We start from the raw sequence: 21558 nt of genomic DNA on the forward strand, positions 1-21558 counted from the left end.
CCGCTTAGATGGGGCCGTCGTCAGGTCCGTCGACGAGCTGTCGCCGGCCCGCCGCGGTGACGTCGTACCGCCGGTAGCCGATCGACCGGAGCTCCCCCCGGTCGCGGAGGCTGGCACAGACCGTCTCGACCGCGACCGGGTGTTCGTCGATCGCAGCAGCGAGGTCGACGACGTAGCAGGGGGACTGTTCCGCCAGCGCTGCCAGAACCGCCCGCTCGAGTTCGCGTCGGGTCATCGGTGGTCGCGACTCTCCTCGTAGGCGTCGAGGAGTTCGCGATATCGGTTCCGGACCGTCACCGAACTGACGCCGGTTTCCTCGCCGACGGTCGCCTGCGTGACTCGTTCGTTCGTCAGTCGGGCCGCGCCGTAGATCGCCGCGGCGGCCAATCCGGCCGGGCTCCGCCCGCTGTGGAGGTCGTGGGCCTTGGCCGCCTCGAGTATCTCCCGGGCCAGCCGTTCGGCGTCGTCGCTGACCTCGAGCGCCGACGCGTACTGTGGAAGATAGTGAATCGGATCGGCGGGTTCGATCCGGAGTCCGAGTTCGCTCGAGAGGTACCGATACGCGCGCTGAACCGGGAGCTTCTCGACGCGGCTGACCGATTCGAACGCGACGAGCGTCCGGGGGGTTCCGTGTTGTCGCGCGGCCGCGTACAGGCAGGCGGTCGCCATCGCCTCGATCGATCGCCCGGGGAGCAGGTCCTCGTCGACGGCACGACGGTACAGGACGCCGGCGGTTTCGCGACACGGCTTCGGCAGGCCGAGCGCCGACGCCATGCGTTCGATCTCGCCGAAGGCCTGTTTCAGGTTCCGTTCCTGCGCGTTCTTCGAGGAGTACCGCTCGTTCCAGGTCCGCAACCGCCGGAGCCGCTCGCGCTTGCGCTCCGAAACCCGGTTGCCGTACGCGTCCTCGTCTCGCCAGCCGATCGTCGTGCTCAGTCCCCGATCGTGTTTGATCGACGAGACCGGTGGGCCGACCCGGCGTCGGTCCTCCTCGTCGTCGAGACACAGCCACTCCGGGCCGTAATCGATCGCGTCCGCATCGAGGACGAGCCCACACTCCGTACACGTCCGCTCGCCGTGTTCCGCATCGTGACGGATCGAGCCGGAACATTCCGGACACTCCGCCCCCTGTCGCTCGGGAGGATGCTCGCGCTCTCCGTTCCGGGTCGATCCCTCGACAGCCGTATCGACAGTCGTCTGACTCATTGGTTTCTCTCCGCCGGACTCCGTGCTCCGGCCGTGTGATGCCTTTGCTTGGACTGGCGTGAAGCGGAGGTATCAACGACCGGTGGATTCCCACGGCGTGGGAACGGCCGCCGGCGTTCTTCTCTCCCCGATCCATGGCGGTTGAACTCGAGAGCGACAACGTTTATTCCGACCGAGCCAACAGCACAGACCGATGGATCACGACGGCGATCGGACCGGAGCCGATGGCGACGCCGACCCGTTCGAAGCCGACGACGACCGCGTCGCCCTCGGCTTGGCGTTGCTCGCCCGCCTCGAGCACGAATCGCTCTCGCTGGCCGATGCCGTCGACCGAATCGAGACGGTGACGAGCGACCCGACGATAACGCGGACGATCCTCGATGAGGCCGAACTCCGGGGCATCATCGACCGCGACGACGGGATCGTCCGCCCGAAGAGTCGCCAGTACGTCCGCTTCGGGCAGGACGTCATCACGAAAGAAGGGGACTTTTCCTGTCGACGCTGTGGTTCGGGGCTCTCGACCGGCTATTTCATCGACCTCGAGGCCGGTGAACTCGGTCCCTTCGGCTCGTCGTGTATTCGAAAAGTGACCGGTCGGGACGACTAACGCCCCTGCCGGAGCTCCGCGATCAACTGCTCGATCGTCTGTTGTTGTCGCTCGATGATCTCGCTCTGACGGTCGACTGCCTCCTCGAGCGACTCGACTCGCTCGAGGAGTTCGGGGTCGGTTTCGGCCACGACCGCCCGGTCGGCTTCCGCAGTCGCCGCGCCGGCGTCGTCAGGGGACGACGGAGTCGCCTCGGCGGCCTCGAACACCGATCCCGTCTCCGCCTCCGCGACGTCCGTCGTCCCGTCGCGGTTGGACGCGTGATCGTGATCAGCAGTCGGCGTTGCCGCCCGCGATGTCGACGATGCTGGCTGGCTCTCACTCCTATCGGCTCTCGTCGTCGTTGACCCGCTATCGGCGGTCGCGGTCTCGTCTCTACGACCGCCGGCCAGCGACTCGGTCGCCCCTGCCTCCCTCGTCCCGGTCGCCGGCTCACCGGTCACGTCGCGGTCGTCCGGTTCGGGCGGGTCGGCATCGAGCGGGTCCACGCCACCGCCGAAATCGACCGCCCCCTCGCTACTGGCCGACGACTCGTCATCGTCGCCAACTGCCTCGTTCAGTTCCGCCAGCGAGCCGACATCGTGGTAGTCGAACAGCGCCCGCTTGAGTCGCTCCCGGAGGTCGTTCGCCTGTTCGTTCGGCGCCTTGATCCGCTGGGGCCGACCGTTCGCGGTGAGCACGATCTGTGTGGCAACGCTCCCGTCCTCGAAGTCGAGGTTGGTCACGTCGCCGAAGTGATACTCCTCGTAATCCCCGTCCCAGACGGCACTGCCGATGTGTTTGACGAGTCGATCGCTCGTGATAATGAGCGTCAGCTCGCTAAAGCGGTAGGTCTTGACGACCGTCTCGCCCGGATCGGTGATCCCGTTCCCGTTCAAGACGCCGGCGAGGACGGGGTGTAACACGTCATCGGTCTTCCCGCCGGGCACGGTAAACGTTCGCTCGCCGTCGAGGGGATACTCGAGAACGAATTTCGTCTTGCGTCGGCCCTCGGAGATTGTCAGGCGGTCGGCGTCGTGGGGGAATTCGTCTGCCGATTCGTCGCTCAGCAGTCCGTCGGCGCGGTACACGATCGTCCTCGTGGGGGTAATGAAGAGTTCGTCATCGCTTCCAAGAGAGACACGCGCCGCGATCTCCTCGCCGTCGAGAGTAGACTGGACGATACCGGGAACGCTCATGCAGCGGAGTTCGTAATACCATGTGATAAATCCGTGGGTCCACGTTGCACGGCGACTCCGAATACAAAGCTTAAAGAAACACACCCCACTACTCGTAATCGAGCCCGGGTGGCTTAGCTGGACATAGCGCCGCACTCATAGGGTTCAGAGATTCGGTGCGGTTTCGCCTTGGAAGCCTCCGTGTCCCTCGAGGACTGCCGAGCCTCGAACCTGGGACATGCGGAGATCGAGGGTTCGGAGCCCTCCCCGGGCACTACTTCCTTCCAGTACATGCCTACGTGAGATTCCTCTCATCGACGTGGGTAAGTCCGTTCCAAGAGGTTTGGGCACCGCAACCGAGCGAACCGCCTCACCCCCAAAAGAGGACAGTCGGATAGCCACAGCCGCGACGAGAAAGGCGACGGCGGGAAGAGCGTCCATCTCGGATACTTGCCCAGGACTGTCGCGGCTGAGTCGGTGCCTCGCCGCCGGCGGACGACCGCCGGCCAGGCACGGTACTATACCGGGGCGACGGCCAGCCGCTACACGCATTCAGGAGAATCTGATTGTATTGTTCGTGCCAAATCTAATTAGGCTAGACTATTATTTACTGACGTATAATATATTAGTCCGCATGTTGGATAAACGTGTACCAAGTCGGAGATCGTTTGTAAAGAAGACGGCAGCGGTACTGACTGTCGGGAGTGTGGCCGCCACCGGCACGGCGGCAGCAGCCTACGAGAACGAAGTCGTCGTGGAGGCGCCCGGTGGTGCAAGCGGGAAGTTCGACATCGAAGTCCCTGATGCAAGCGCCAAGTACAAGAGCCAGGAATTCTTCCAGCGAGATCACCTCGAGCGGGACAATCGCGACGATACTGCGGTCGCGAAGGGGTACGTGGGCGGCGGCAAGGACCGCATCCTCTTCGACGGCGATCCCAACGATGTCGTCGAACTGGACGTGCCCGATAGTCTCGAAATCACGATCCGGTCGGCATAGAACGCGGCCTCGCGCCGCTGTGACACGTCACGGCGTATCGACACGAGATACCGTCCCCGCTACATATTTTTCGCACCACTGGCGGTCCCGTCGTCCGTCGATCGCTTGCAGTCCCTCCACAGGTCCCGATAGTAAGTTAGCTGTTACTGCCGCTGGATGTCTTCGAGGCGGCCGATGAACCCGGATAACGTCCTCGAGTGCGGTGAGACTGATGGGTGTGTGACAATCATCGGATAGAACGTGTCAATTATACCGCTCAAACACGTTCGTTCGATAGAGTGTACCGATGTCTGATACGAGCTCGGAGGGGCCGTCGATCGGGCCCGGCGACATCGTCATCGATGCCGATGATACGTCACCCAGTCCCGCGGTCGTGGTCAAAACACCGAATGCGGTCGCGGCGGACTGGCGTGTTCCCGGAGGCACCGTCGCGGACTCGAATCCGGACTACCCAGCCACCGATCCGGTCGTCGTTGTCGTCTTTCGGGACGACCTCGAGGATGCGTATCCGCGCTACACCGGTGGACTCCCACTCGCACTCGCCCAGATAAACCGGGACGGGCTCCGCCACTACTCGTTTCCGAAGTCGAGACTCCGCCGGATCGGTCAACTGGAGCCGACGCAACTCACACTCGACGCCATCGATCCGAATCCGTACCACTCGCGGAACTTCTCCGTGGAGGAAAACCGCGACTACATCGCCGCGATCCGTGACCGCGGTCGCCCCGATCCACCCCCGATCGTTCGGGATTGTGGTGACCGCTTCGAACTCCTCAACGGTCACAAGCGCGTCTGGGCCAGCTACGTCGCGGGGCTGGAGTCGATACCCTGTGATATCCATTACGAGCGGGAACTGTACGCGGCGAGAACGTGGGCTCGGTACCATCTGCAGGGCTACTCCGAGTCCCAGCGCCACGTGGCACTCCGACGGATCGAGTCGCGTCTCGATGGGCAGCAGGCTGCGTACATCCAGCGGGAGTACATCGACAGTGGAGAGACCGGGCCGAAAACGGAAGACACGGCGGACGGCGAGCGGACCGAGGCCTGACTACTCCCGCGGTCCGATTCGGACGACGAACCGTTCGGGTCCCGTCTCGGGCAGTTCGGAGAGGAAAACGCCCTGTTCTTCGGGCTGGGAGGGGACGGCGATCTCCCGGGCGACTTCCGACGGGGCACCGCCCATGCTAATCGCGGGTTCATCGGTTGCGGTCCAGTAGACGTGCGCTTCGTCTCCCGATTCGAATGCCGTTGGGAAGGTCGCCCCTCGTTGTGGCTGCGAGACGTTCGCATCCCGGAGTATGAGTTCGGTATCGGCGGACACGGCGGGCCCCCCTGCGTGGTCGAGGACGAGCGCCGAACCGTCCTCGGAAAGTTCGCCCTCGATCCGAACGGCGTCGCTGACGAAGTCGGGCTCGGAAACGGGTACGTCGCCCAGCTCGGTCACGTCGTACTGATACATAGTGGTGGTCGCTTGCTCAGCGTCAGCGGGCTCTGCAGCGGTAAGCTCCGTCTCAATCGAGCGGATATAACCTGCTGCGGCGATCTCCATCCGAACGTCGATCGCGTCGACATCGAGATCGAGTTCTCGTGCCGTTTCCTCGTCGGTGCTACTTGCCTCGAACACGTACACCTCTTGGTCGTCACCGGTTACGTCGACCCGCTCGAGCTCGGCCACGGAAACGATTCGTGACACGGTCTCTGTATCGATATATGGCGGCGTAATGCCGTCCGGATTGAACGTGTGCGTGATCCGACTGATACGCGCAGTGCCGGTAAACCACACTGCTTGCCTCCCGTCGCTACTGAGATTCCTGGCGATGTCGTCCGCTTTGACGAGCGTCCCGGCCTCACCACTGCGGATCGTCTGCGTAGTCGGCTGAGAGGCCCCCATTTCGGAGGCGTTTTCGATGCGTTCCTCCTCGGAGGTGAAGGACCGGTCGTCGAGCGTGCGCCGATGCTGGGTTAGTAACGCCTCGGTTTCGGGGAGTTCCTGCAGATCGGCGAACGGCCCCTCCGGTCCGTCCGACTCGTCACTGCTACTGTTACACCCCGCAAGTACTGCCGTCGCACCGCCGATCCCCATCAGGACATGGCGTCGTTCCATACGCACCCGTTACGTTCATCTCACTTGATCCTTCTGTGAGATGAGTGGTATCGCGTGTGTTCCGATCACCACTGTGGTCGTGACTCCCCGGCCTCGCCTGCGAGATTCGCCGACGCGAATCGAGTCAGCGTTCGATTCCGCGTCCGGGTTCGAGGCGATAATTCGGTGAGCTCGAGGTCGGCCGAGCGGCATCGCCGGCGTTGTCCGTCCGAGAGACTACAAGAGTAACGCCAGCGGAGGGGCCGACATGCTAATCCATTCTGGCGCGATTCGACTCACTCGCAGTGGTGCTCGAGAAACAGCCGGTCGAGGCTGTCGTCGGAGTCCCAGCCCCTGCCGAGGTGGGGGAGGCAGGGGGAGGGGAAACCGAGATCGGAACACATCGTGGCTATTGACGTCCGGGCCGATCTCGGGAGGCGAGGACCGTCTGTCTCGGATTGGCTGATTCCGTCAGGGCAACGACTGAATCGTTCCTCGCCAGCTACGGCTTCGTCGTTGTGCGGCATAAACTTGTTGGCCAACTGCTACGTCCTGCGAGCATACCCAGGCCAGAACGAACGGAGACAGACCTGACGGACGAGCAGTGTCCTGGTCGGAACTCCCGGCCAGGGGCCGGCAGCGGGACGGCACCTCCATGGTGTGTCCAGTGGTGGGTGAACCTGGGATCACGATGGCGTCGAGTGTGCCAACCGACCGCAGATGCGGCGAGAGCGTGTCGATATCTCGGAGCGGATCGACGGTTGGAGTCTTGTGTCTCTCGCCATCGGTACCTCGCGTCGGTCACCATTCGTTCCATCTCCAACAGAGACAGGTAACAGCAGTGTTACCGGTCGGTTCCGACTCGTCGCCGGCCACTTCGTCCGACTGCTGGTCTTCCGCGTGCTGTCGGTCTCGGGTCAGTCGTTCGGCTGGAATTCGCCGGCGGGGCTGCTCTACCGTTCGCGACCGATCTCCGGTGCGATTTCGGGAACGTCCTCGAACGCTCGCGATGGCAGGTCGAGACACTGACCGTTCGAAAGGGCAGGTCGATTCCAACGGAGTCGGAATCGGCCAACTGTTGATATAGATGCCACCGAACGTATCGACTGTCGCGTACCTGCTGTGCGCGACAGACTTCGATCCAATCAGCCCCTTGGCAGCACTCCTGGACCCGGCGGCGGGCACATCCCATCCGTCACCGGACCCGCCGCCGTTCCGAGACGCGCCGGTCCGAGGAGAACCGTGGTTGTCACGAAAGCGAGTCACCGTTGGCTCCGCGTCCAGCGTGGTGCTCCGCCTCGAGACACGAGTCGGGACCGCAGTTGCCGTGCGATTACTCGACCTCGAGCGACCAGTCGCCGTCGGCCTGGACGTCGATCCAGACGGTACCCGGATGGTCGACCGTCGTTTCGCTCTCGACTGTGCCGATCTCGTTGAACACTTCCTCGCCGGCGAACTGACCGCTATCGGCCTCGGTATAGGCCATGACGATGAAATTACTCTCGCCAGCGTGTTCGCCGCTGATGGTCGCTGTGTCCTCGATCGCCACCGGTCCAACGACGGCCGGACCCGTATCACTCGCCTCGGCGGGCGGTGTATGGATCGCCGCATCGGGTGCACGCGGCTGTCCGACGTGGAGGGTCCAGTCGCCGTCAGCAGCGACATCGAGCACGTAGTCGCCCGCCGATGTCGCGATTGCGGTCGCGCCATCGACTGCGCCGGTCTCGTTGACGAGGACAGCCTCGTCGTCGCCGCCAAGCAGCACGACGAAATCCGAGGTGCCATCGTGATCGAAGGCGAGGGTCGTGAGTCCGCTGTCGAGCGAGAGGTCGGTAACGCTCTTCCGGCCGCTGCCCTCGTAGCGCTCCGCCTCAGGATCGAACAGCGGGTCGTCGCGATCGATCGTCTCTCCGATCGAACGCAGTGTGTCGACGTCCGACCCCGCCGACCCGTCGCTAGTGTCGGTCCCGTTCCCGCCGTTGCCCTCGTCGGCAGAATCATCACTCGAGCACCCCGCAAGCACGGTCGATACTGCGACGCCGCTTCCCAGGAGCAGTGTTCGGCGGTTCATATCACCCTAATTGGATGGGTTGTTGATACGTGTTTCGGGCGGGCCGCCGTCCGAACTGCCATCCGGGTCGGGTGTTTGGAACGCATCTCGCGGTGGCGTCGGCTTTCGGCGACGAGTACGACGCGGTGCTTGTCAATCGAGCCACCGACCGACGGTCGCTCGGACCGAGTCCCGTTCGGACCGTTTCGAGGCGAGACGACCCGACTCAGCCGCACCGATCTCGAGGCCGCTCGCTGCGCTGCGCGGATGTCGGCAGGGTCCTTGGCCGCGAGTGGAACCCACCGTCGACTGGACCGGCACCGCAGGTGATCAGGTGTCGGCGGACGCCTCGTCCCAGTCAGCGAAGCAGTCCGCGGGCCGTACGTCCCGTATCGCATCCATTCCCTCGCTCGGAATGTGTTTGAAACAGCGCGGTTCCCCCTCCGATTCGGCGATCCACGCCGCCTCGTCGCCGCACTCCGCACATCGTGGCGCTCCGCCGACCCGTAAGGCGATCCACCACCGGAGCCCCTCAAGCCGATCCCGGACCCGGGTGCGGAGACGCGAGAGCGTGCCGTCGGTCATGAGGTTTCGATCTGTCGTGGGTGAACCACTTGGTAGTTCCCGATCCGCCTCGCCGGCGGCGGTCGGTGGCGTGGCGATCACGGCTCCGAGTCGGCGTCTCGCAGCGTCCCGGCGAGTACCTTCGCGGCGACCAGAACCGGGTCCCACGTGGTATTGAACGGCGGCGCGTACGCGAGGTCGTAGTTCTCGACATCGGTGACGGTCGCCTTCGCCTCGAGCGCTGCGACGATGGCGTGACTCCGATGGACCGCACCCTCGCCGTACTCGCTGACGAGGCTTGCACCGAGGACGCGACCGGAATCGCGATCGGCGGTCAGCGTGACGGTGACGGTCCCGTCAGCGGGGTAATAGCCAGCGCGCGATTTCGCCGTCACCGTCTCGGTTACCGGATCGAACCCCGCCGCACGGGCCTCCTCGTGGTCCAGAACCCCGGTTCGAGCGGCCTCGCTGTCGAAGGCCTTGACCGCCGCCGTGCCGGCGATGTCGCCCCCTTCGGTCGGCGTCCCGGTGACGGTCCGGCCGATCGCGCGGCCGTGCCGGTTCGCGGTCAACGCCAGCGGGACGTACGCTGGCTCGCCGGTAACGACGTGTGTCGCCTCGGCGCAGTCGCCCGCGGCGTAGACATCGGAGACGTTCGTCTCGCGATAGGCGTCGGTAGCGATCGCCCCGGTCTCGCCGAGGGCAATCCCGGCGGCCTCGGCGAGGTCGGTCCGCGGACGAACGCCGGTGCCGAGCAACGCCATCTCGGCCTCGATGCGGTCGTCGGCCGTGACGACCGCCTCGACGCGGTCATTACCCGACAGTGCCCGGACCTCGGCATCGAGGTGGAGCACGACGTCCTCGTCTCGGAGGTGCTCGGCGACGTACTCGCTCGTTTCGTCGCTGAACCCCTTCAAGACGCGGTCGCCGCGCTGGAACAGGTTCACTTCGAAGCCGTTCGCCGCCAGCGCCTCGGCCATCTCGATCCCGATGTAGCCGCCGCCGACGACCGCGACCGGACCGGTGCAGTCCTCGAGGTACCGACAGGCCGGCCCCCGGTCGGGCTGTTGGAGGTCCGCGTCGTCGCGCGCTCTGGCGACGTACTCGCGCAGTTCCCGCCCGTCGCTCATCGAGCCGAGGGTGTACACGCCGTCCCGGTCGACCCCGTCAATGGGCGGCACCACCGACTCCGCGCCCGTCGCGATCAGCAGGTGGCCGTACGGCTGGACGACCGTTCCGGACTCGCGTTCGGCGGTGACCGTCCGCTCGTCGGTGTCGATGGCGACGACCTCGTGGCCGGTCCGGAGGTCGATGTCGCGTTCCTCGCGAAACTCCTCGGGGGTCACCGAGACGAGATCCTCGAGCGACTGGATCTCCCCTTTGATGTAGTAGGGAAGTCCGCAGGCACCGTAGGACACCCACTCGCCCCGCTCGAAGACGACGATATCGCGGTCGGGAGCGGCACGCCTGGCCTTGCTCGCCGCTGACATTCCCGCTGCGTCACCGCCGACGACGACGAACGGATCGCTCATACCACCACTAGAGTCCAGCGAGCCATATAACTGCTAACTGCCCATGCACCGTCAGCGCCGAAGCAGCGACGGGACGTCGATCGGAGCCGAAGCAGGTCACCACTCCGGCGACGAACCGACCGACCCGGCGTTATCGGCGACGACGGAGGACCATCACGCCCGCTGCTGCGATCCCGACAATACCGACGGCGACAGCAGTGGTAGTCGCCGATGCGAAACTGGCAGACTGCGTTTCGTTCCCGTCGGACTGCGACTCGTCGCTGCCGGCGCTGGACTGGGCATCGTCACCTGGATATTCGAGGGTGGCACGATCGGTAACCGTTTTCTCGAAGTGTGTGTGCACCGCTTCCCCGTTGATGGTCCCTTCCAGGTGGACGACGTAGTCGCCCGCCTCGGTGAAGACGACCGGGGCTTCGTAGACGCCCGGCTCGCCGTACTTTTCGCTGCTCTCGAGGGCCGTCTTCTCGTGCCCCTCCAACTGGATCGAGACGGTCAGGTTCTCCGAGACGTTCTCGACCGGCTCGCCCGATTCCGCGTCGACGATCTCGAACTCGAGCCACATCCGCTCGCCGGTGACCAGCGGCTCGTCCGCGCCGCCGAAAGTCACCTCGTTCCCGGCGACATCTTGGGTGTCGTGAGCCACGGCCGGCCCAACGGCGCTGAGCAGCACTAACGCGGTCACTCCGATTACAAGCAGGTATCTCGTCTGTCTCATCGTATCCGGGACGACGAGCCACGGTATCTATGTCGTTCTGGTTCGATTCTCGGACGGGAATGTAACGTGAGAGACAACACGATAATCGCGAGCGCGCTCCTCGAACGACGTCACGCGGCTCGTGTACGGCCACAGCGACGAGTCCTCGTCGGATGCGACTCGTGACGGTCTCTATTTCTGATCGAAGCAACGGATGTGAGGAACGCCGCGACGGAGCCGATTAACGGCGCAGAGGGGGAAATGAGACCGTGCGGTTCCACAGGTGTACAGCGGAGACCGAAAAGCAACAGCGTTTCTACCAGTCGAGTTCGGTGCTGAGTGCTTCGAATACCCTCGCGACGGCTTCGTATCGTTCGGCCGAATCAAACTGCAACTGCCTCGGCTTCGTAGGGCCAATTTTATTGATTATCTTTGCTATTGTCAAGTCCGAACCGATTTCCCACTCAAGACGGATCTCGCGGCGTTCGTCGTCTAGATCAACGCTGGTTATGTTCGTCAGCTTGTTACACCCCTCGCCCTCGAGACAGAGGTTCGGCGGCGAGAGCTCATAGTGTTGCCCATCAGCGTACCAATCGGCGAGTGTTCCGGCTGGAAGGAGTGCTGCCGATTCGCTTTCAATACTGCTCCGAATAGCAATGTCGAGATCGGGACTCACGGACGCATCGATCTTGAACGTTGGATGATCCGGGACGTAAGTGAGCAGTCGCTGTCCGTCTCGAGACGCGTCTAAACGCGTTAGCGAGACGAACCGGTGAAAGGAAGTCATCGACAGTAACTCCGAGAGACTGTGTCTAACATCATCGACATCTCCCCTGAAACGTTCGTCGTTCACACGAGCGAACGCGTCACGGAGGGATGCGACGAGATCCGGGTGATCGTCAGCCAACTGATCTTCGGACAGCCAGATATCGACGGTGTCCGCGTGATCTAATGCCGCGTCAATCGCGGCGTTCGTCGCGCGAATCCCGGCCGCTTGATCGCCGGTTACGATCAAGACGTGCGTCGGGTTGAACTCGGAGTTTTGTTGGGACATCGATGTCGATTACACGAGCGGCACACCAACCGGCGGTGCGACAGTACTCGCAGCGAGGGAGTACGCGAGGGCCGTCACCACGACTCCTGGAATTGCAACTCCGGCTGCATCTGCGGCCCTATTGATTGCGTTTTCGAACGCATCCCGGAGAGCGGACACACTCGGAGCGCCATCCCCCGATCCGCAGACGGCGTACACCATTTACTCTCGTGCTCTTCTCCAACCCAGATACAGTTACCGGTGTGACCAATCCAGATATTGAGTCCGTCACGATAGTCTCTTTCCGGGAATATTGCGAAACGGCCGTCCGGCATCGGCGGCGGATCGGGCTCATCACATTCGAGTGAATGACCACTATCGTCGCACGGACACACCAGTTATAACCGACCATCACGTTCTCCGTCGTTACGCGCACCGTGTTTCAGTTCTCGTCAAAACCGACAGATCGCTTTAGGGTCTGCCCATCTTCTGGTTTGTGTGAGTGATGACTAACGGCGCAGTTACGACGATTGCACCTCGGGAATATCCCCCTACGCTCGGTATATCCGTTACTGGTGACCGTACTGAGCGAACGCGAGCAGCTCAGATGTAGCGTTCAGCTCCGCTCTTCCTCGGAGAATCGCCACGGGCTCTCGACATCCGTCGCCGCCTCGTCCCTCGAGAGCGGGACATTGTGATACAGTTGCTCGAGGTGGTCCATGGTGTAGCCGACCGAGTAGCGCTCGACGGCCGCTCTGGTCTCGCGGTCGGTCGCCAGACAGGTCTCGATGGCCTCGACCATCGAATCGAGATCGCCGTACGCGAAGCGCTCGCCGTTGTCGGGACCGATCGTCCGGTCGAACGGCGGCGCGTCGGTAGCCGCGACGGGCGTCCCGCAGGCGTTCGCCTCGAGCGTCGAGAGCCCGAGGGTATCGGCGGTCGAGGCGGTGACGAAGGTGTCGATCGAGGAGTAAAAGGTCGGCAGCTCCTCGCGGGGGAGGAAGTCCCGGAATTCGACGTTGTCCGGTGCTGCCCGCTCGAGGGAGTCGCGGTACGGGCCCTCGCCGACGATGACGAAATCGTACGCCGGTAGCGCTTCGGCGGCCCGGAGGATCTCGTTGACGTTTTTCTCCATGCTGAGTCGGCCGCTGTAGCCGATGACGGTCCGATCAGGATACCAGTCCGCCGCGGTGGGCTGGAAGAAGTCCATATCGATCCCGACCGGGAGCTGGACGTGTTCGACATCGCGCTCGATCCGCTCCGTCGACGCGGTCACGACGTCGAAGCTCCTGAGGAAGGCGTTCTCGCCGGGCACGTACAGCTTCGAGAGCAGCCCCGCGATCGACTCGAGTTTGATGCTCTGGTGGAAGTACTCCTCGAGAGGCGTGTGATGCGTGTAGATCGTCGGTAGATCGTGTTTCCAGGCGTAGTACCGGCCGAGGATACCGATCGGTGCGGGGCCGTGACAGTGAACGACGTCGAGGTCGGGGAGCGTCGATGCCCGTCTGGCGAGCGGGATTCGGTAGCCGGCGTAGAACGGGTTCGGCAGCGATCTGACGGGGAACTCGCGATCACCGGGCTCGTAGTCGCCGTCCGGATAGATGACGGACACCTCGTGGCCCTTGCGTTCTAACTCCTCGCGCCAGAGTTTGATCGTATACGTTACGCCGTCTATCTCGGGAAAATAGCTGTCGGTAAAGAATCCGATTTTCATTCAGCACACCTCGTCGTACAGCGACTGATATCGGTTCGCGACCGTCGACAGCGAGAACGCCTCGCTGCGGCGGGCGGCGTTCGTTCCGAGCCGGTTCCGGAGCGTCGGCTCTTTGAGTCGCTCGAGCGCAGCCGCGAACCCGTCTACGCCCGCGTCGGCAACCTTCAGACAGTCCTCGCCGTCCTCGAGCCACGAGAACGTCTCGATATCCCGGACGAGGAGTGGTTTCCCGGCAGTCATCGCCTCCAGCAGCGCGATCCCCTCGTTTTCCTCGTGGGTCGGGAAACAGAAGATGTCGCCCGCCGCGTACGCACCGCGGATGTCGTCGACGAAGCCGGTGAACGTACAGTTGTCAGGGGCGTCCTCGATCAGGCGCGTCGTCTCCCGTCCCTTCAGGGAGAGGTCCAGCGGGCCGAACCACGCGAAGTCGAGGGCCGGCAGCCGACGCGCCAGTTCGACGAACGTCTCGAGGCCCTTGCGCTTGATCACGTGGCCGACGAGGAAGACGGTCGGCGGGCTGAGATCGTACCGATCGCGGTACTCGGCCTCGAGCGACTCGAACCCCGCGAGTTTCGCTCGATCGACGCCGTTCGAGATGACCGTCGTCGGCATGTCGGTGTAGGTTTCGATGAGGTCCCGGTTGTACTCCGACGGACAGACCAGCGCGTCGGCCAGCCCGTAGGCCCACCGGAGGTAGGGTGACAGCGGTTTCGCGAGGGCGTTGGTAAATCGGAAGCTGTCCCCGAAGTCCTCCGCGGTCACGTGTGTGTTCGCGACGACGGGCACGCCCAGTGACCGGGCCCGCTTTGCGTACCAGACCGAGCGCGGCCCCATGAGATTACAGTGGAACACGTCGGCGTCGAGCGTCGGCTCGACCGTATACTCGAGGTCCAGTCGATCCAGCATCTTCCGCTGGTGGACGACGGACTCGTGAATGCCGCCGGTGACGTGGTCCTCGAACTCGAAGTAGTGGCTGATCTTCATCCCGGATCCCCTGTCTGAACGCGATTACCGCCCGATGCGCGAGCGTTTCGGTCCGAACCGGCGGTCGCGTGCGCCGTCCGACCGCGCGGGACTCACTCGACTTCGAGCCACGGCACCTCCATCAGCGGCGGAATGTGCGTTTCGATGTGGTGTTCCCAGACGCCCTCTTCGCCGAAGGCCTCGCCGTGGTCGGCGGTCACGACGACGCGCCCGTCCAGTTCCTCGACCAGGTCGGCGACGGACTCGAGTGCGATCCGGAGGTTCTCCTCGTAGAGCTCCAGTGCCGCCTCTCGCGTGCCGTTCTTGACGAGGTCGGTCGGATCGAGTTCGAGCCACAGGCCCGCCTTCTGGGCAAGTTCACTCCCCTCGAGCGTGGTCTCGACTTTCGGCCGGATCGAGTCGCCGAGCGACGAGAGCGCACCACCATCGTCGCCGCCGTCCGTTCCCTTCTCGGCTGCCTCCTGTTTGCGGATCCCCTTCTGGATCTGTTTGAGTTTCTGTCCTTTCCCACGGGAGAGGTAGGGAGCGTGTGGCTGCATGTAGTGCAGCACCGTCCGTTCGGCCTCCGCGACGGCCTCGCGGTTGTTTCGGAACGCCTCCGCGAGGCTCTCGGGCGGGACCGTTCCGAGGTCGTCGTCCCACCCGGACTTCCAGACGTCGAAGACGTCGCTGATGTGCTCCGCCGCCGACCACTCGTAGTCACAACTCGCCCCCCACTTGAGTTCGTTCAGCGGAATTCCGAGATCGTTGATAAAGGGATTCCCCGAGAAGTACGCGATATCGTGCTCGCCGGTAAAAGTCCGATACGCCCACTCCGGCGTCGAGGACCCCGTACTCCAGCGCTTCTCCAAGGTTCCGTCGAGATACTCGTCGTACACCGCACTGAACACGTCGTATCGACACGCATCCAGCACCAGACAATAATCCCACTCCGACTCGAGGAAGTGCTGGTCGTCCATCCGTTGTGGCTACCTTTCGATTCGACCCCTGTATTCTTATTGGTTCCTGAAAGTCACCGGTATCGCCCCAATCGGCCGATTTATCGGTTATTACCGCATCTCGCCGACGATCGATGCGGCGGTTCATTCGAGATAGCCGAGCTCGCGCAGCCGATCTCGAGTCGCCGCGTCGGCCTCGGCGAAGGCGTCCGACTCGCCGGCGGCTGGGTCGCTCGGAACGTCCCACCCGCCGCCGACGGCGTCCTCGAATCGGGCGAGCGCCCGTTCGGTTGCGGCGACGATATCGTCGTCAGACGGATCGATCGGCGACTCCTCGCGTGGATCGTCGTCGAGCCGATACCCTTCGTCCGCGACGAGATCGGCGCGGACGTACTTGGCGTCGGTGCTACGAGCGGCCCGGAACCGCGAGTAGGCCCGGTGGTCCGCCGGGAGCGTGATGCCGGCCTCGCTGGCTTTCTGCTTCAAGTGGTGGAGTTCGATGACCGGTCGGGCGTACTCCACGAACGCGTACTCGGTCCCGTCGTGGCCGTCGATGACGGCTCGCTGGCCCGGGTCCGGGTCCGCGACTTCGTCGAAGGCCCTGTACTCGCTCGAGAGCAGCGAGCGCGTCGAATCGCGTGCGACGGGGTCGTTTCCCGTCCCGGTCCCGGCGACCGCGGTGGGCTCGACGGCCAGCGCATCGAGCGTCGTGTGATAGAGATCGAGCAATTCGACGAGATCGTCGCGCCGCCCGGCTCCGAGGGCGGGATGTTTCACCAGCAGCGGGACGTTGATCAGGTCGTCGTAGAGGGCGAACTCGTGGCCGTAGAGGCCGTGTTCGCCGTGGAGTTCGCCGTGGTCCGAACAGACGATGACCGTCGTCTCCGCCCACCGGTCGGTCGCGCGCAGCCAGTCGAACAGGCGACCGAGTTCGGCGTCCATGTGGGCGATCTCGGCGTCGTACAGTCCGCGAATGGCCGCCCACTCCTCGTCGTCGATCTCCCGGACGCCGGCGTTGTACTCCTTCGAGTGCTGGCAGACGGCGTCCGGATCGACGCCGGGCGCGAACGTCTCGCGATACGTCGCGGGCGGATAGTAGGGCAAATGCGCGTCCATCAGGTTGACGAACGCGAACCAGCCGCGGTCGCTCTCGCTGCCGTCGATGAACGACATCGTCCGATCGATGACCGACGGCGTCTTCGTGTCGGCCCCGTCGCCGCTGGCCAGCCGCTCGTGGGCCATCGCCCCGAGCCTGACGAGCGTCGACGCCAGCTCGCGCAGATAGTCGCTGTCGTTGACGACACGCCATGCGCCGGCCAGCGGCCCGGTGAGCACGTCTCGAGGGAGGACTTCGAAAAACGAGTCGTGTTCGTCGAACCCGTCAGTCAGCCCGGTGTAGGGCGTGATCCAGGCGTTCGAGGAGAAACACGCCGTTTCGTACCCCGCAGCCGACAGGGCCGACGCGAGAGTCGCGGCGTCGTCGAGGTACGGGCTCCCCTGATCGGCTCCGTGCTGGCTCGGATAGCGTCCGGTGAACAGCGAGGCGTGGACCGGCAACGTCCACGGTGCGGGCGCGACCGCCGACTCGAAGACGGTGCTCTCCGCGGCGAACCGGGACAGGACCGGCGTCGTCGCCCGGTCGTAGCCGTACGGACCGAGGTGATCCTTCCGGACCGTGTCCAAGACGACGAACAGAACGTTTGCTGGCGGCGTCTCGCCTCGCCTCGCGCGGCCCGCTGTGCGTCCTCGAGTCGTCGACCGCGAGTCCGCCCCGTGGCTGGCACGCGGAGACGACGCTACCGGGTGCGCGAAATCAGTCATCGGACCACTGGGCCACTTGGCGGGTCGGTAATTTGTTATAGAGCAAATACAGCGTGAAAACCGCTTGTACTCCGTCGTAATAGGGTATTGAGCCGTAGCGGTCGCCGTCGATCCACTGCCCGATTGCCAGCCAATCCCGGATTACAACCGTTCCGAAGCGACCGCTGGCGTCGGAGCGAGTTCGACCGAGCGTCCGTCATCCGACCGACAAACGATTGACACCGATCAGACGTTTCAAGTCGGACGACGATCCATATCGGCTATGGACGAGCGAAACCGGCGCGCGTTTCTCATCGGCGTTTTCGGAGCGATCGCGCTCCTCGCCGTCCTGTTTTTCGTCGTTGGTGCGCGCCCGATTCTCGACTCGTTGCTCTCGGCCGACCCCGTCCTCGTCGCGGCGACGTTCGGCCTCGCGATCTGTTGGCTCGCCGCCTGGAGCCTGATGCTTCGAACCGTCCTCGCGACGCTCGGCGTCGAGATACCGCTCGTCAAGTCGTTTTTCGTCTACGCCGGGGCCGTCTTCGCCAACAACGTCACCCCGTTCGGCCAGGCCGGGGGCGAACCGGTCGCGGCGCTGCTCATCTCCCGGGTCTCCGACTCGCGCTACGAAACCGGGCTCGTCGGCATCGCCAGCGTCGACGTCCTCAACGTCATCCCGTCGATCTCGCTCGTCTTCGTCGGCGTCGGGTACTACGCGACCACCGCCGCCGTCGATGACCGCCTCGAGACGGCCGTCGGGTCGGCCGTCGTGTTGCTCAGTGCCATCACGATCGTGATGGTGCTCGTCTGGCGGTCCCGGGAGACGATCATCGAGCGACTTCCGGCCATCATCGCGCCCCGCATCGGGCGACTCGGCCTCGAACGATTCGATTCCGAGACGCTCGAGGACGACCTGACGGACCGAATGGGGCGGTTCTTCGAGAACATCGAGCGGATCGCGACGAACCGATGGCGTCTCGGCGTGATCATCGGACTCTCGCTGTGTGGGTGGCTCTTCCAGGCCGCGGCGCTGCTGGCGGCGTTTGCCGCCTTAGGGCACAGCGTTCCGGTGTACGTCCTGCTGTTCGCGATTCCGCTCGCGAACATCGCCGGTGCGGCCCCGCTCCCGGGCGGCCTCGGTGGGATCGAGGCCGCGTTCGTCACGCTGCTGGTCCCGACGACGGGTGTCGCGGCGTCGGTCGTCACGGCGGCCGTCCTACTCTTCAGGGGCGCGTTCTACTGGCTGCCGATCCTCATCGGCGGCGCGTCCGTGTCCGCGTTCGGCATTCGGACCGTCACCTGAGCGGGCCGATCCGAGCAGTTAACCCGCCGGGACTCCGAAGACGAACGACCGACCGCGATGTACCGGGACGGCCACGCCGGATTCAACGCGCTCCTGTACGCGCCCTTCCTCCCCGTGATCAGCACCGGCTACTCGCTCGAGATGGCGCTCTGGGGTGCGGTGCTGGCGCTCGCCGCGGCGACCCTGCCCGACTTCGATCAGGGACTTCCGTGGATCGATCACCGCGGGCCGACGCACACCGTCTGGTTCGCCCTCCTGGTCGGGCTGGGTGCCGGTGTGGGGACGGTGCTCGTCGCCCACACGGGGTTCGGTTCCGGGGGCTGGTTCGGCTTCGGGTTTGGATTCGTCGTGGGGACCTGCGGTATCCTCGCCCATCTCGCGGGCGACATCGTGACGCCGATGGGAATCAGCCCGTTTGCGCCCGTCTCGCGGGTCCACGTGACCCTCGACTGGTTCAAATCGAAAAACGAGCGGATCAATCGGACGGTCCTACTCGCCGGCACGGTCGCGTTGCTCGTATCACTGCTTCTGGCGATCGGCGACCCCACAGCGGGTGCGCCGGCAGGCTGAGCGACCGCGCGCTCGAGCGCCGGTTTCAAGTGCGGTTACGCGAGCCACGGGATGTCGTCGGTTCGGGACGCGAGGATGCCGATCGAGAGCGCCCAGAGCAGGACCGTCCCGATCGGCCCGTGTACGTCGAGCCCCGCGTTCCAACTCAGCCGCAGCGGGAACAGCCACGGCACGCCCATCGTCGAGAGCGAATCGATCACGAGGTGTGAGCCGAGCCCGAGGGCGACGGCGAGCGCGACCGATCGCCGTCGGGACACGACGTACGCTCCGCCGACGACCGCCAGCGCGAACAGCGGGGCGTGTGTGATGCCGCGGTGAACGAACGGCCACCCCCAGTCCGCCGGAAAGAGGAAGTCCGCGTCCGGCGCGAACCCGAATCCGAGGCCCAGCCACGCCCCCGTTCGCCGGTCGACGCTGGTGAAGCCACGAACGAGCGCGTAGCCGACGACTGCATGTGTGACGAACGCGACGGTGAGAAACGTTAGCCGCCCGAGGTCCATCGATGCCGCCCCCTACGCCCGTCCGTCAGGTATAGTTTGTGTCATTGATCGGAGTGTCATCGTCGCCGATCGAAGCGCGTCGATACGTACGCAGGTAGCAGGCGCAAGCCGATGCTTTCAGTGGTCGAGTGGTGTCAGATCCGAGACGAACGACTGGCATGGTCCCGCTACAACTCACCGAGACACCGGACTGGCTCGAGTCGCTGTTCACGTCGAAGCTGGGGTTCGTGGTGCTGTTCGGGATCTGCATCCTCGAGGGCGCGATGTTGTTGCGGTTCATGCCGAGCGAACTCGTCGTCCCGGCTGCGCTGGCGCTGATCGGGTCGTCGATCGTCGAGGCCGTCGCGATCGTCGTCCTCGCGGTCGTTGGGACGACGATCGGACAACTCCTCCTGTTCGGGGTCGTCCGGCGGGCCGGCCGGGAGTACGCCCTCCGAACGCGCTGGGTCCCGATCACCGAGTCGCGACTCGAGCGGTTCGACGGCTGGTTCGACCGCTGGGGGCCGCTGGCCGTGCCGGTGAGCAATACGTTGTTGTTCGTCCGGGGGCTGCTCACCGTCCCCGCCGGCCTCTCCGAGATGGACCGGCGCTCGTTTCTCGTGCTGTCGGCGGCCGGCTCGCTGTCGTTCCAGTCGATCCTCGCGGCCCTCTACCTGCTCGGCGGCTATCTCCTCGTTTGACGGCATCGGGACCGCGTCTGCGAGCCTCGGCGGCCGACGACGGGACCGCGATTTCTCGAGGCCGGCGGGGGAGCGACCGAAACCGAACCGACAGAGAGCGGGCAGGAGAACGGATTCGAACACTGTCGGTAGCTACCATTCGACATAGGTGAGGTACTCGACGCCGTCGTACTCGAGGAGCCACGTGCCGTAGAACTCGGCCTCACGAATGCCCTCGTGCGCTCGAATCCGGTCGACCACCGACCGGAAGGCATCGTCGTCCTCGAAATACCCCTCGCTGATCGCCTCCTCGACGACCGCACGTTCGGCATCTGAGAGGCCCGCGAGCGTGAACAGGTACCGCGATCGAACGCGATCGGCGAACGGTTCGACGCCGGACACGACGTCGGTCACCTCGTACCGGTACTCGGTCTCGGTGGTGGTTCGTGAATCGACCGTAACCCGATATCGACTCCCGTCGTGGACGACGATGTCGTACTGCTGCTTCGGAACGAACACCGACTCGGTCCCGACGTCCGCTGCCGTTCCGTAGTCGACGCCCATGTCGTCGCCGTCCTGATTGGGTGGGGCAGTTGCCGAGACGATCGGGGCAAGGCGCTGGCGATCCACGCCGGGAAGGTCGTCGTAGTCGATCTCACCGAGTTCCGTCGTCGAATCGGCCGGGTCGAAATCGATGCGAACCTCGTAGACCGTCACCGGCTCGCTCCCGAGTCGCGTCTCCGAGACGCGGTAAAAGGAGTCGTCGATCCGGACCGTGTCGGTGCGGTCGAACAGGTCGGACCGCCCCCTCCGCACGGCCGACCCGTTCTCGCTGGCGGTCGACACGAGCGTGTACTCCTCCGAACCGGGTTCGGCCGTTATCGACACCGCAGCCGCGATTTCGTCCGCCGTCGCTGCGTCCAGATCGAGGACGACGGCCGGATGGCCGCACCCGGCAATCGGGACCGCGAGGCAGACCGCCCCGCTTGCGAGGACCTGGCGACGGTGCATGCTCCGCTCGACAGACAGGGAACACGAAAGGTTTCCGGTTCACTCGCCCCCGCATCGATCGACAGGCCCGCGCTGTTCGGTATTGCAACGTCGCTGAGCGGGTGGGAACTCGAGCGGTGTTCGTCCCGGTAGCCTACTCGGCGGTGGAACGGAACC

At 64.5% G+C, this 21558-nt stretch carries 22 protein-coding genes and 1 tRNA gene; 8 read left to right on the top strand and 15 right to left on the bottom strand.

Going from position 1 to position 21558, the window contains the following annotated elements:
- Nucleotides 1-4: 4 nt before the first annotated feature.
- Both C486_RS01715 and C486_RS01720 read right to left on the bottom strand, forming a co-directional pair.
- Nucleotides 5-235: a hypothetical protein gene (locus tag C486_RS01715; RefSeq protein ID WP_008452337.1), complete on the bottom strand. Its 231-nt coding sequence runs from the start codon at nt 233-235 to the stop codon at nt 5-7.
- Nucleotides 232-1206 carry a transcription initiation factor IIB gene (locus tag C486_RS01720; RefSeq protein WP_008452339.1) on the bottom strand — a complete coding sequence of 325 codons (975 nt, stop codon included), beginning with the start codon at nt 1204-1206 and terminating at the stop codon, nt 232-234. Before C486_RS01720 ends, C486_RS01715 begins: the two co-directional genes overlap by 4 nt.
- Nucleotides 1207-1399: 193 nt before the next feature.
- Here C486_RS01720 and C486_RS01725 point away from each other — a divergent pair, with 193 nt between their 5' ends.
- Entirely contained in the window at nt 1400-1813 is a 414-nt protein-coding gene (locus C486_RS01725; protein WP_008452341.1) for a DUF5830 family protein, read from the top strand.
- On the opposite strand, the gene C486_RS01730 is transcribed toward C486_RS01725, so the two are convergent.
- A complete protein-coding gene (locus C486_RS01730) occupies nt 1810-2991 on the bottom strand; it encodes a DUF7115 domain-containing protein (protein ID WP_008452343.1) in 1182 nt (393 codons plus the stop codon). The two genes, C486_RS01725 and C486_RS01730, sit on opposite strands and share 4 nt — an antisense overlap.
- A 102-nt stretch (nt 2992-3093) precedes the next feature.
- Between C486_RS01730 and C486_RS01735 the strand changes: the two genes are divergently transcribed.
- The 3 genes from C486_RS01735 (at nt 3094) to C486_RS01745 (ending at nt 5015) form a co-directional block, all read left to right on the top strand.
- Nucleotides 3094-3244 (top strand) — tRNA-Met (locus tag C486_RS01735).
- 432 nt (nt 3245-3676) lie between these two features.
- Nucleotides 3677-3967: a hypothetical protein gene (locus tag C486_RS01740; RefSeq protein WP_008452345.1), complete on the top strand. Its 291-nt coding sequence runs from the start codon at nt 3677-3679 to the stop codon at nt 3965-3967.
- A gap of 286 nt (nt 3968-4253) precedes the next feature.
- Nucleotides 4254-5015, top strand: a complete 762-nt coding sequence (locus C486_RS01745) for a ParB/RepB/Spo0J family partition protein (RefSeq protein ID WP_008452347.1) — start codon at nt 4254-4256, stop codon at nt 5013-5015.
- Here C486_RS01745 and C486_RS01750 read toward each other — a convergent pair whose 3' ends face one another.
- The 6 genes from C486_RS01750 to C486_RS22110 all read right to left on the bottom strand — a co-directional run bounded on the left by C486_RS01750 (nt 5016) and on the right by C486_RS22110 (nt 11677).
- Nucleotides 5016-6071 (bottom strand): hypothetical protein, encoded by a 1056-nt coding sequence (locus tag C486_RS01750; RefSeq protein ID WP_241432450.1) that lies wholly within the window; start codon nt 6069-6071, stop codon nt 5016-5018. It lies immediately after the preceding gene.
- Between the two features lie 1312 nt (nt 6072-7383).
- Nucleotides 7384-8121 carry a cell surface glycoprotein gene (locus C486_RS01755; RefSeq protein WP_008452351.1) on the bottom strand — a complete coding sequence of 246 codons (738 nt, stop codon included), beginning with the start codon at nt 8119-8121 and terminating at the stop codon, nt 7384-7386.
- Nucleotides 8122-8430: 309 nt separating this feature from the next.
- The gene (locus tag C486_RS01760) at nt 8431-8685 is read right to left on the bottom strand and encodes a hypothetical protein (protein WP_008452353.1); all 255 of its coding nucleotides are present in this window, start codon (nt 8683-8685) and stop codon (nt 8431-8433) included.
- Between the two features lie 77 nt (nt 8686-8762).
- Nucleotides 8763-10196 carry an FAD-dependent oxidoreductase gene (locus tag C486_RS01765; protein ID WP_008452355.1) on the bottom strand — a complete coding sequence of 478 codons (1434 nt, stop codon included), beginning with the start codon at nt 10194-10196 and terminating at the stop codon, nt 8763-8765.
- A 130-nt stretch (nt 10197-10326) separates the two neighbouring features.
- Nucleotides 10327-10866, bottom strand: coding sequence for a FixH family protein (locus C486_RS01770; protein WP_008452357.1), 540 nt, complete (start codon nt 10864-10866; stop codon nt 10327-10329).
- A 340-nt stretch (nt 10867-11206) separates the two neighbouring features.
- Nucleotides 11207-11677 carry a hypothetical protein gene (locus tag C486_RS22110; RefSeq protein WP_241432451.1) on the bottom strand — a complete coding sequence of 157 codons (471 nt, stop codon included), beginning with the start codon at nt 11675-11677 and terminating at the stop codon, nt 11207-11209.
- A gap of 21 nt (nt 11678-11698) precedes the next feature.
- Here C486_RS22110 and C486_RS22115 point away from each other — a divergent pair, with 21 nt between their 5' ends.
- Nucleotides 11699-11842, top strand: a complete 144-nt coding sequence (locus C486_RS22115) for a hypothetical protein (RefSeq protein WP_241432452.1) — start codon at nt 11699-11701, stop codon at nt 11840-11842.
- 697 nt (nt 11843-12539) lie between these two features.
- On the opposite strand, the gene C486_RS01780 is transcribed toward C486_RS22115, so the two are convergent.
- The 4 genes from C486_RS01780 to C486_RS01795 form a co-directional block, all read right to left on the bottom strand.
- Complete coding sequence (locus tag C486_RS01780; protein WP_008452360.1) at nt 12540-13637, bottom strand: glycosyltransferase; 1098 nt, start codon at nt 13635-13637, stop codon at nt 12540-12542.
- Nucleotides 13638-14621: a glycosyltransferase family 4 protein gene (locus C486_RS01785; RefSeq protein WP_008452363.1), complete on the bottom strand. Its 984-nt coding sequence runs from the start codon at nt 14619-14621 to the stop codon at nt 13638-13640. It abuts the gene before it with no gap.
- 92 nt (nt 14622-14713) lie between these two features.
- Nucleotides 14714-15580 carry a hypothetical protein gene (locus C486_RS01790; RefSeq protein WP_008452365.1) on the bottom strand — a complete coding sequence of 289 codons (867 nt, stop codon included), beginning with the start codon at nt 15578-15580 and terminating at the stop codon, nt 14714-14716.
- Between the two features lie 123 nt (nt 15581-15703).
- Nucleotides 15704-17380 carry a sulfatase gene (locus C486_RS01795; protein ID WP_275039786.1) on the bottom strand — a complete coding sequence of 559 codons (1677 nt, stop codon included), beginning with the start codon at nt 17378-17380 and terminating at the stop codon, nt 15704-15706.
- Between the two features lie 262 nt (nt 17381-17642).
- Between C486_RS01795 and C486_RS01800 the strand changes: the two genes are divergently transcribed.
- Together C486_RS01800 and C486_RS01805 are read left to right on the top strand one after the other, a co-directional pair.
- A complete protein-coding gene (locus tag C486_RS01800; protein WP_008452369.1) occupies nt 17643-18662 on the top strand; it encodes a lysylphosphatidylglycerol synthase transmembrane domain-containing protein in 1020 nt (339 codons plus the stop codon).
- A gap of 57 nt (nt 18663-18719) precedes the next feature.
- On the top strand, nt 18720-19232 hold the full coding sequence (locus C486_RS01805; protein ID WP_008452372.1) for a metal-dependent hydrolase: 513 nt from the start codon (nt 18720-18722) through the stop codon (nt 19230-19232).
- A gap of 35 nt (nt 19233-19267) precedes the next feature.
- Here C486_RS01805 and C486_RS01810 read toward each other — a convergent pair whose 3' ends face one another.
- Nucleotides 19268-19732, bottom strand: a complete 465-nt coding sequence (locus C486_RS01810; RefSeq protein ID WP_008452373.1) for a metal-dependent hydrolase — start codon at nt 19730-19732, stop codon at nt 19268-19270.
- Between the two features lie 158 nt (nt 19733-19890).
- On the opposite strand from C486_RS01810, the gene C486_RS01815 reads away from it, so the two are divergent.
- On the top strand, nt 19891-20412 hold the full coding sequence (locus C486_RS01815; protein WP_008452375.1) for a DedA family protein: 522 nt from the start codon (nt 19891-19893) through the stop codon (nt 20410-20412).
- A 132-nt stretch (nt 20413-20544) separates the two neighbouring features.
- Here the strand turns inward: C486_RS01815 and C486_RS01820 are convergent, their stop codons facing one another.
- Entirely contained in the window at nt 20545-21402 is an 858-nt protein-coding gene (locus tag C486_RS01820) for a hypothetical protein (protein WP_008452376.1), read from the bottom strand.
- Nucleotides 21403-21558 lie beyond the last annotated feature (156 nt).

It is taken from the genome of Natrinema gari JCM 14663 (genome assembly GCF_000337175.1).
GTDB classification, from domain to species: Archaea; Halobacteriota; Halobacteria; order Halobacteriales; family Natrialbaceae; genus Natrinema; species Natrinema gari.

Coding starts and splice junctions, on each gene's coding strand:
- C486_RS01725 (WP_008452341.1), top strand. CDS start 1,400: ATGGATCACGACGGCGATCGGACCGGAGCCGATGGCGACGCCGACCCG.
- C486_RS01730 (WP_008452343.1), bottom strand. CDS start 2,991: ATGAGCGTTCCCGGTATCGTCCAGTCTACTCTCGACGGCGAGGAGATC.
- C486_RS01795 (WP_275039786.1), bottom strand. CDS start 17,380: ATGACTGATTTCGCGCACCCGGTAGCGTCGTCTCCGCGTGCCAGCCAC.
- C486_RS01720 (WP_008452339.1), bottom strand. CDS start 1,206: ATGAGTCAGACGACTGTCGATACGGCTGTCGAGGGATCGACCCGGAAC.
- C486_RS01820 (WP_008452376.1), bottom strand. CDS start 21,402: ATGCACCGTCGCCAGGTCCTCGCAAGCGGGGCGGTCTGCCTCGCGGTC.
- C486_RS01745 (WP_008452347.1), top strand. CDS start 4,254: ATGTCTGATACGAGCTCGGAGGGGCCGTCGATCGGGCCCGGCGACATC.
- C486_RS01750 (WP_241432450.1), bottom strand. CDS start 6,071: ATGGAACGACGCCATGTCCTGATGGGGATCGGCGGTGCGACGGCAGTA.
- C486_RS01785 (WP_008452363.1), bottom strand. CDS start 14,621: ATGAAGATCAGCCACTACTTCGAGTTCGAGGACCACGTCACCGGCGGC.
- C486_RS01755 (WP_008452351.1), bottom strand. CDS start 8,121: ATGAACCGCCGAACACTGCTCCTGGGAAGCGGCGTCGCAGTATCGACC.
- C486_RS01810 (WP_008452373.1), bottom strand. CDS start 19,732: ATGGACCTCGGGCGGCTAACGTTTCTCACCGTCGCGTTCGTCACACAT.
- C486_RS01765 (WP_008452355.1), bottom strand. CDS start 10,196: ATGAGCGATCCGTTCGTCGTCGTCGGCGGTGACGCAGCGGGAATGTCA.
- C486_RS01805 (WP_008452372.1), top strand. CDS start 18,720: ATGTACCGGGACGGCCACGCCGGATTCAACGCGCTCCTGTACGCGCCC.
- C486_RS22110 (WP_241432451.1), bottom strand. CDS start 11,677: ATGACTTCCTTTCACCGGTTCGTCTCGCTAACGCGTTTAGACGCGTCT.
- C486_RS01780 (WP_008452360.1), bottom strand. CDS start 13,637: ATGAAAATCGGATTCTTTACCGACAGCTATTTTCCCGAGATAGACGGC.
- C486_RS01790 (WP_008452365.1), bottom strand. CDS start 15,580: ATGGACGACCAGCACTTCCTCGAGTCGGAGTGGGATTATTGTCTGGTG.
- C486_RS01760 (WP_008452353.1), bottom strand. CDS start 8,685: ATGACCGACGGCACGCTCTCGCGTCTCCGCACCCGGGTCCGGGATCGG.
- C486_RS01815 (WP_008452375.1), top strand. CDS start 19,891: ATGGTCCCGCTACAACTCACCGAGACACCGGACTGGCTCGAGTCGCTG.
- C486_RS01715 (WP_008452337.1), bottom strand. CDS start 235: ATGACCCGACGCGAACTCGAGCGGGCGGTTCTGGCAGCGCTGGCGGAA.
- C486_RS01800 (WP_008452369.1), top strand. CDS start 17,643: ATGGACGAGCGAAACCGGCGCGCGTTTCTCATCGGCGTTTTCGGAGCG.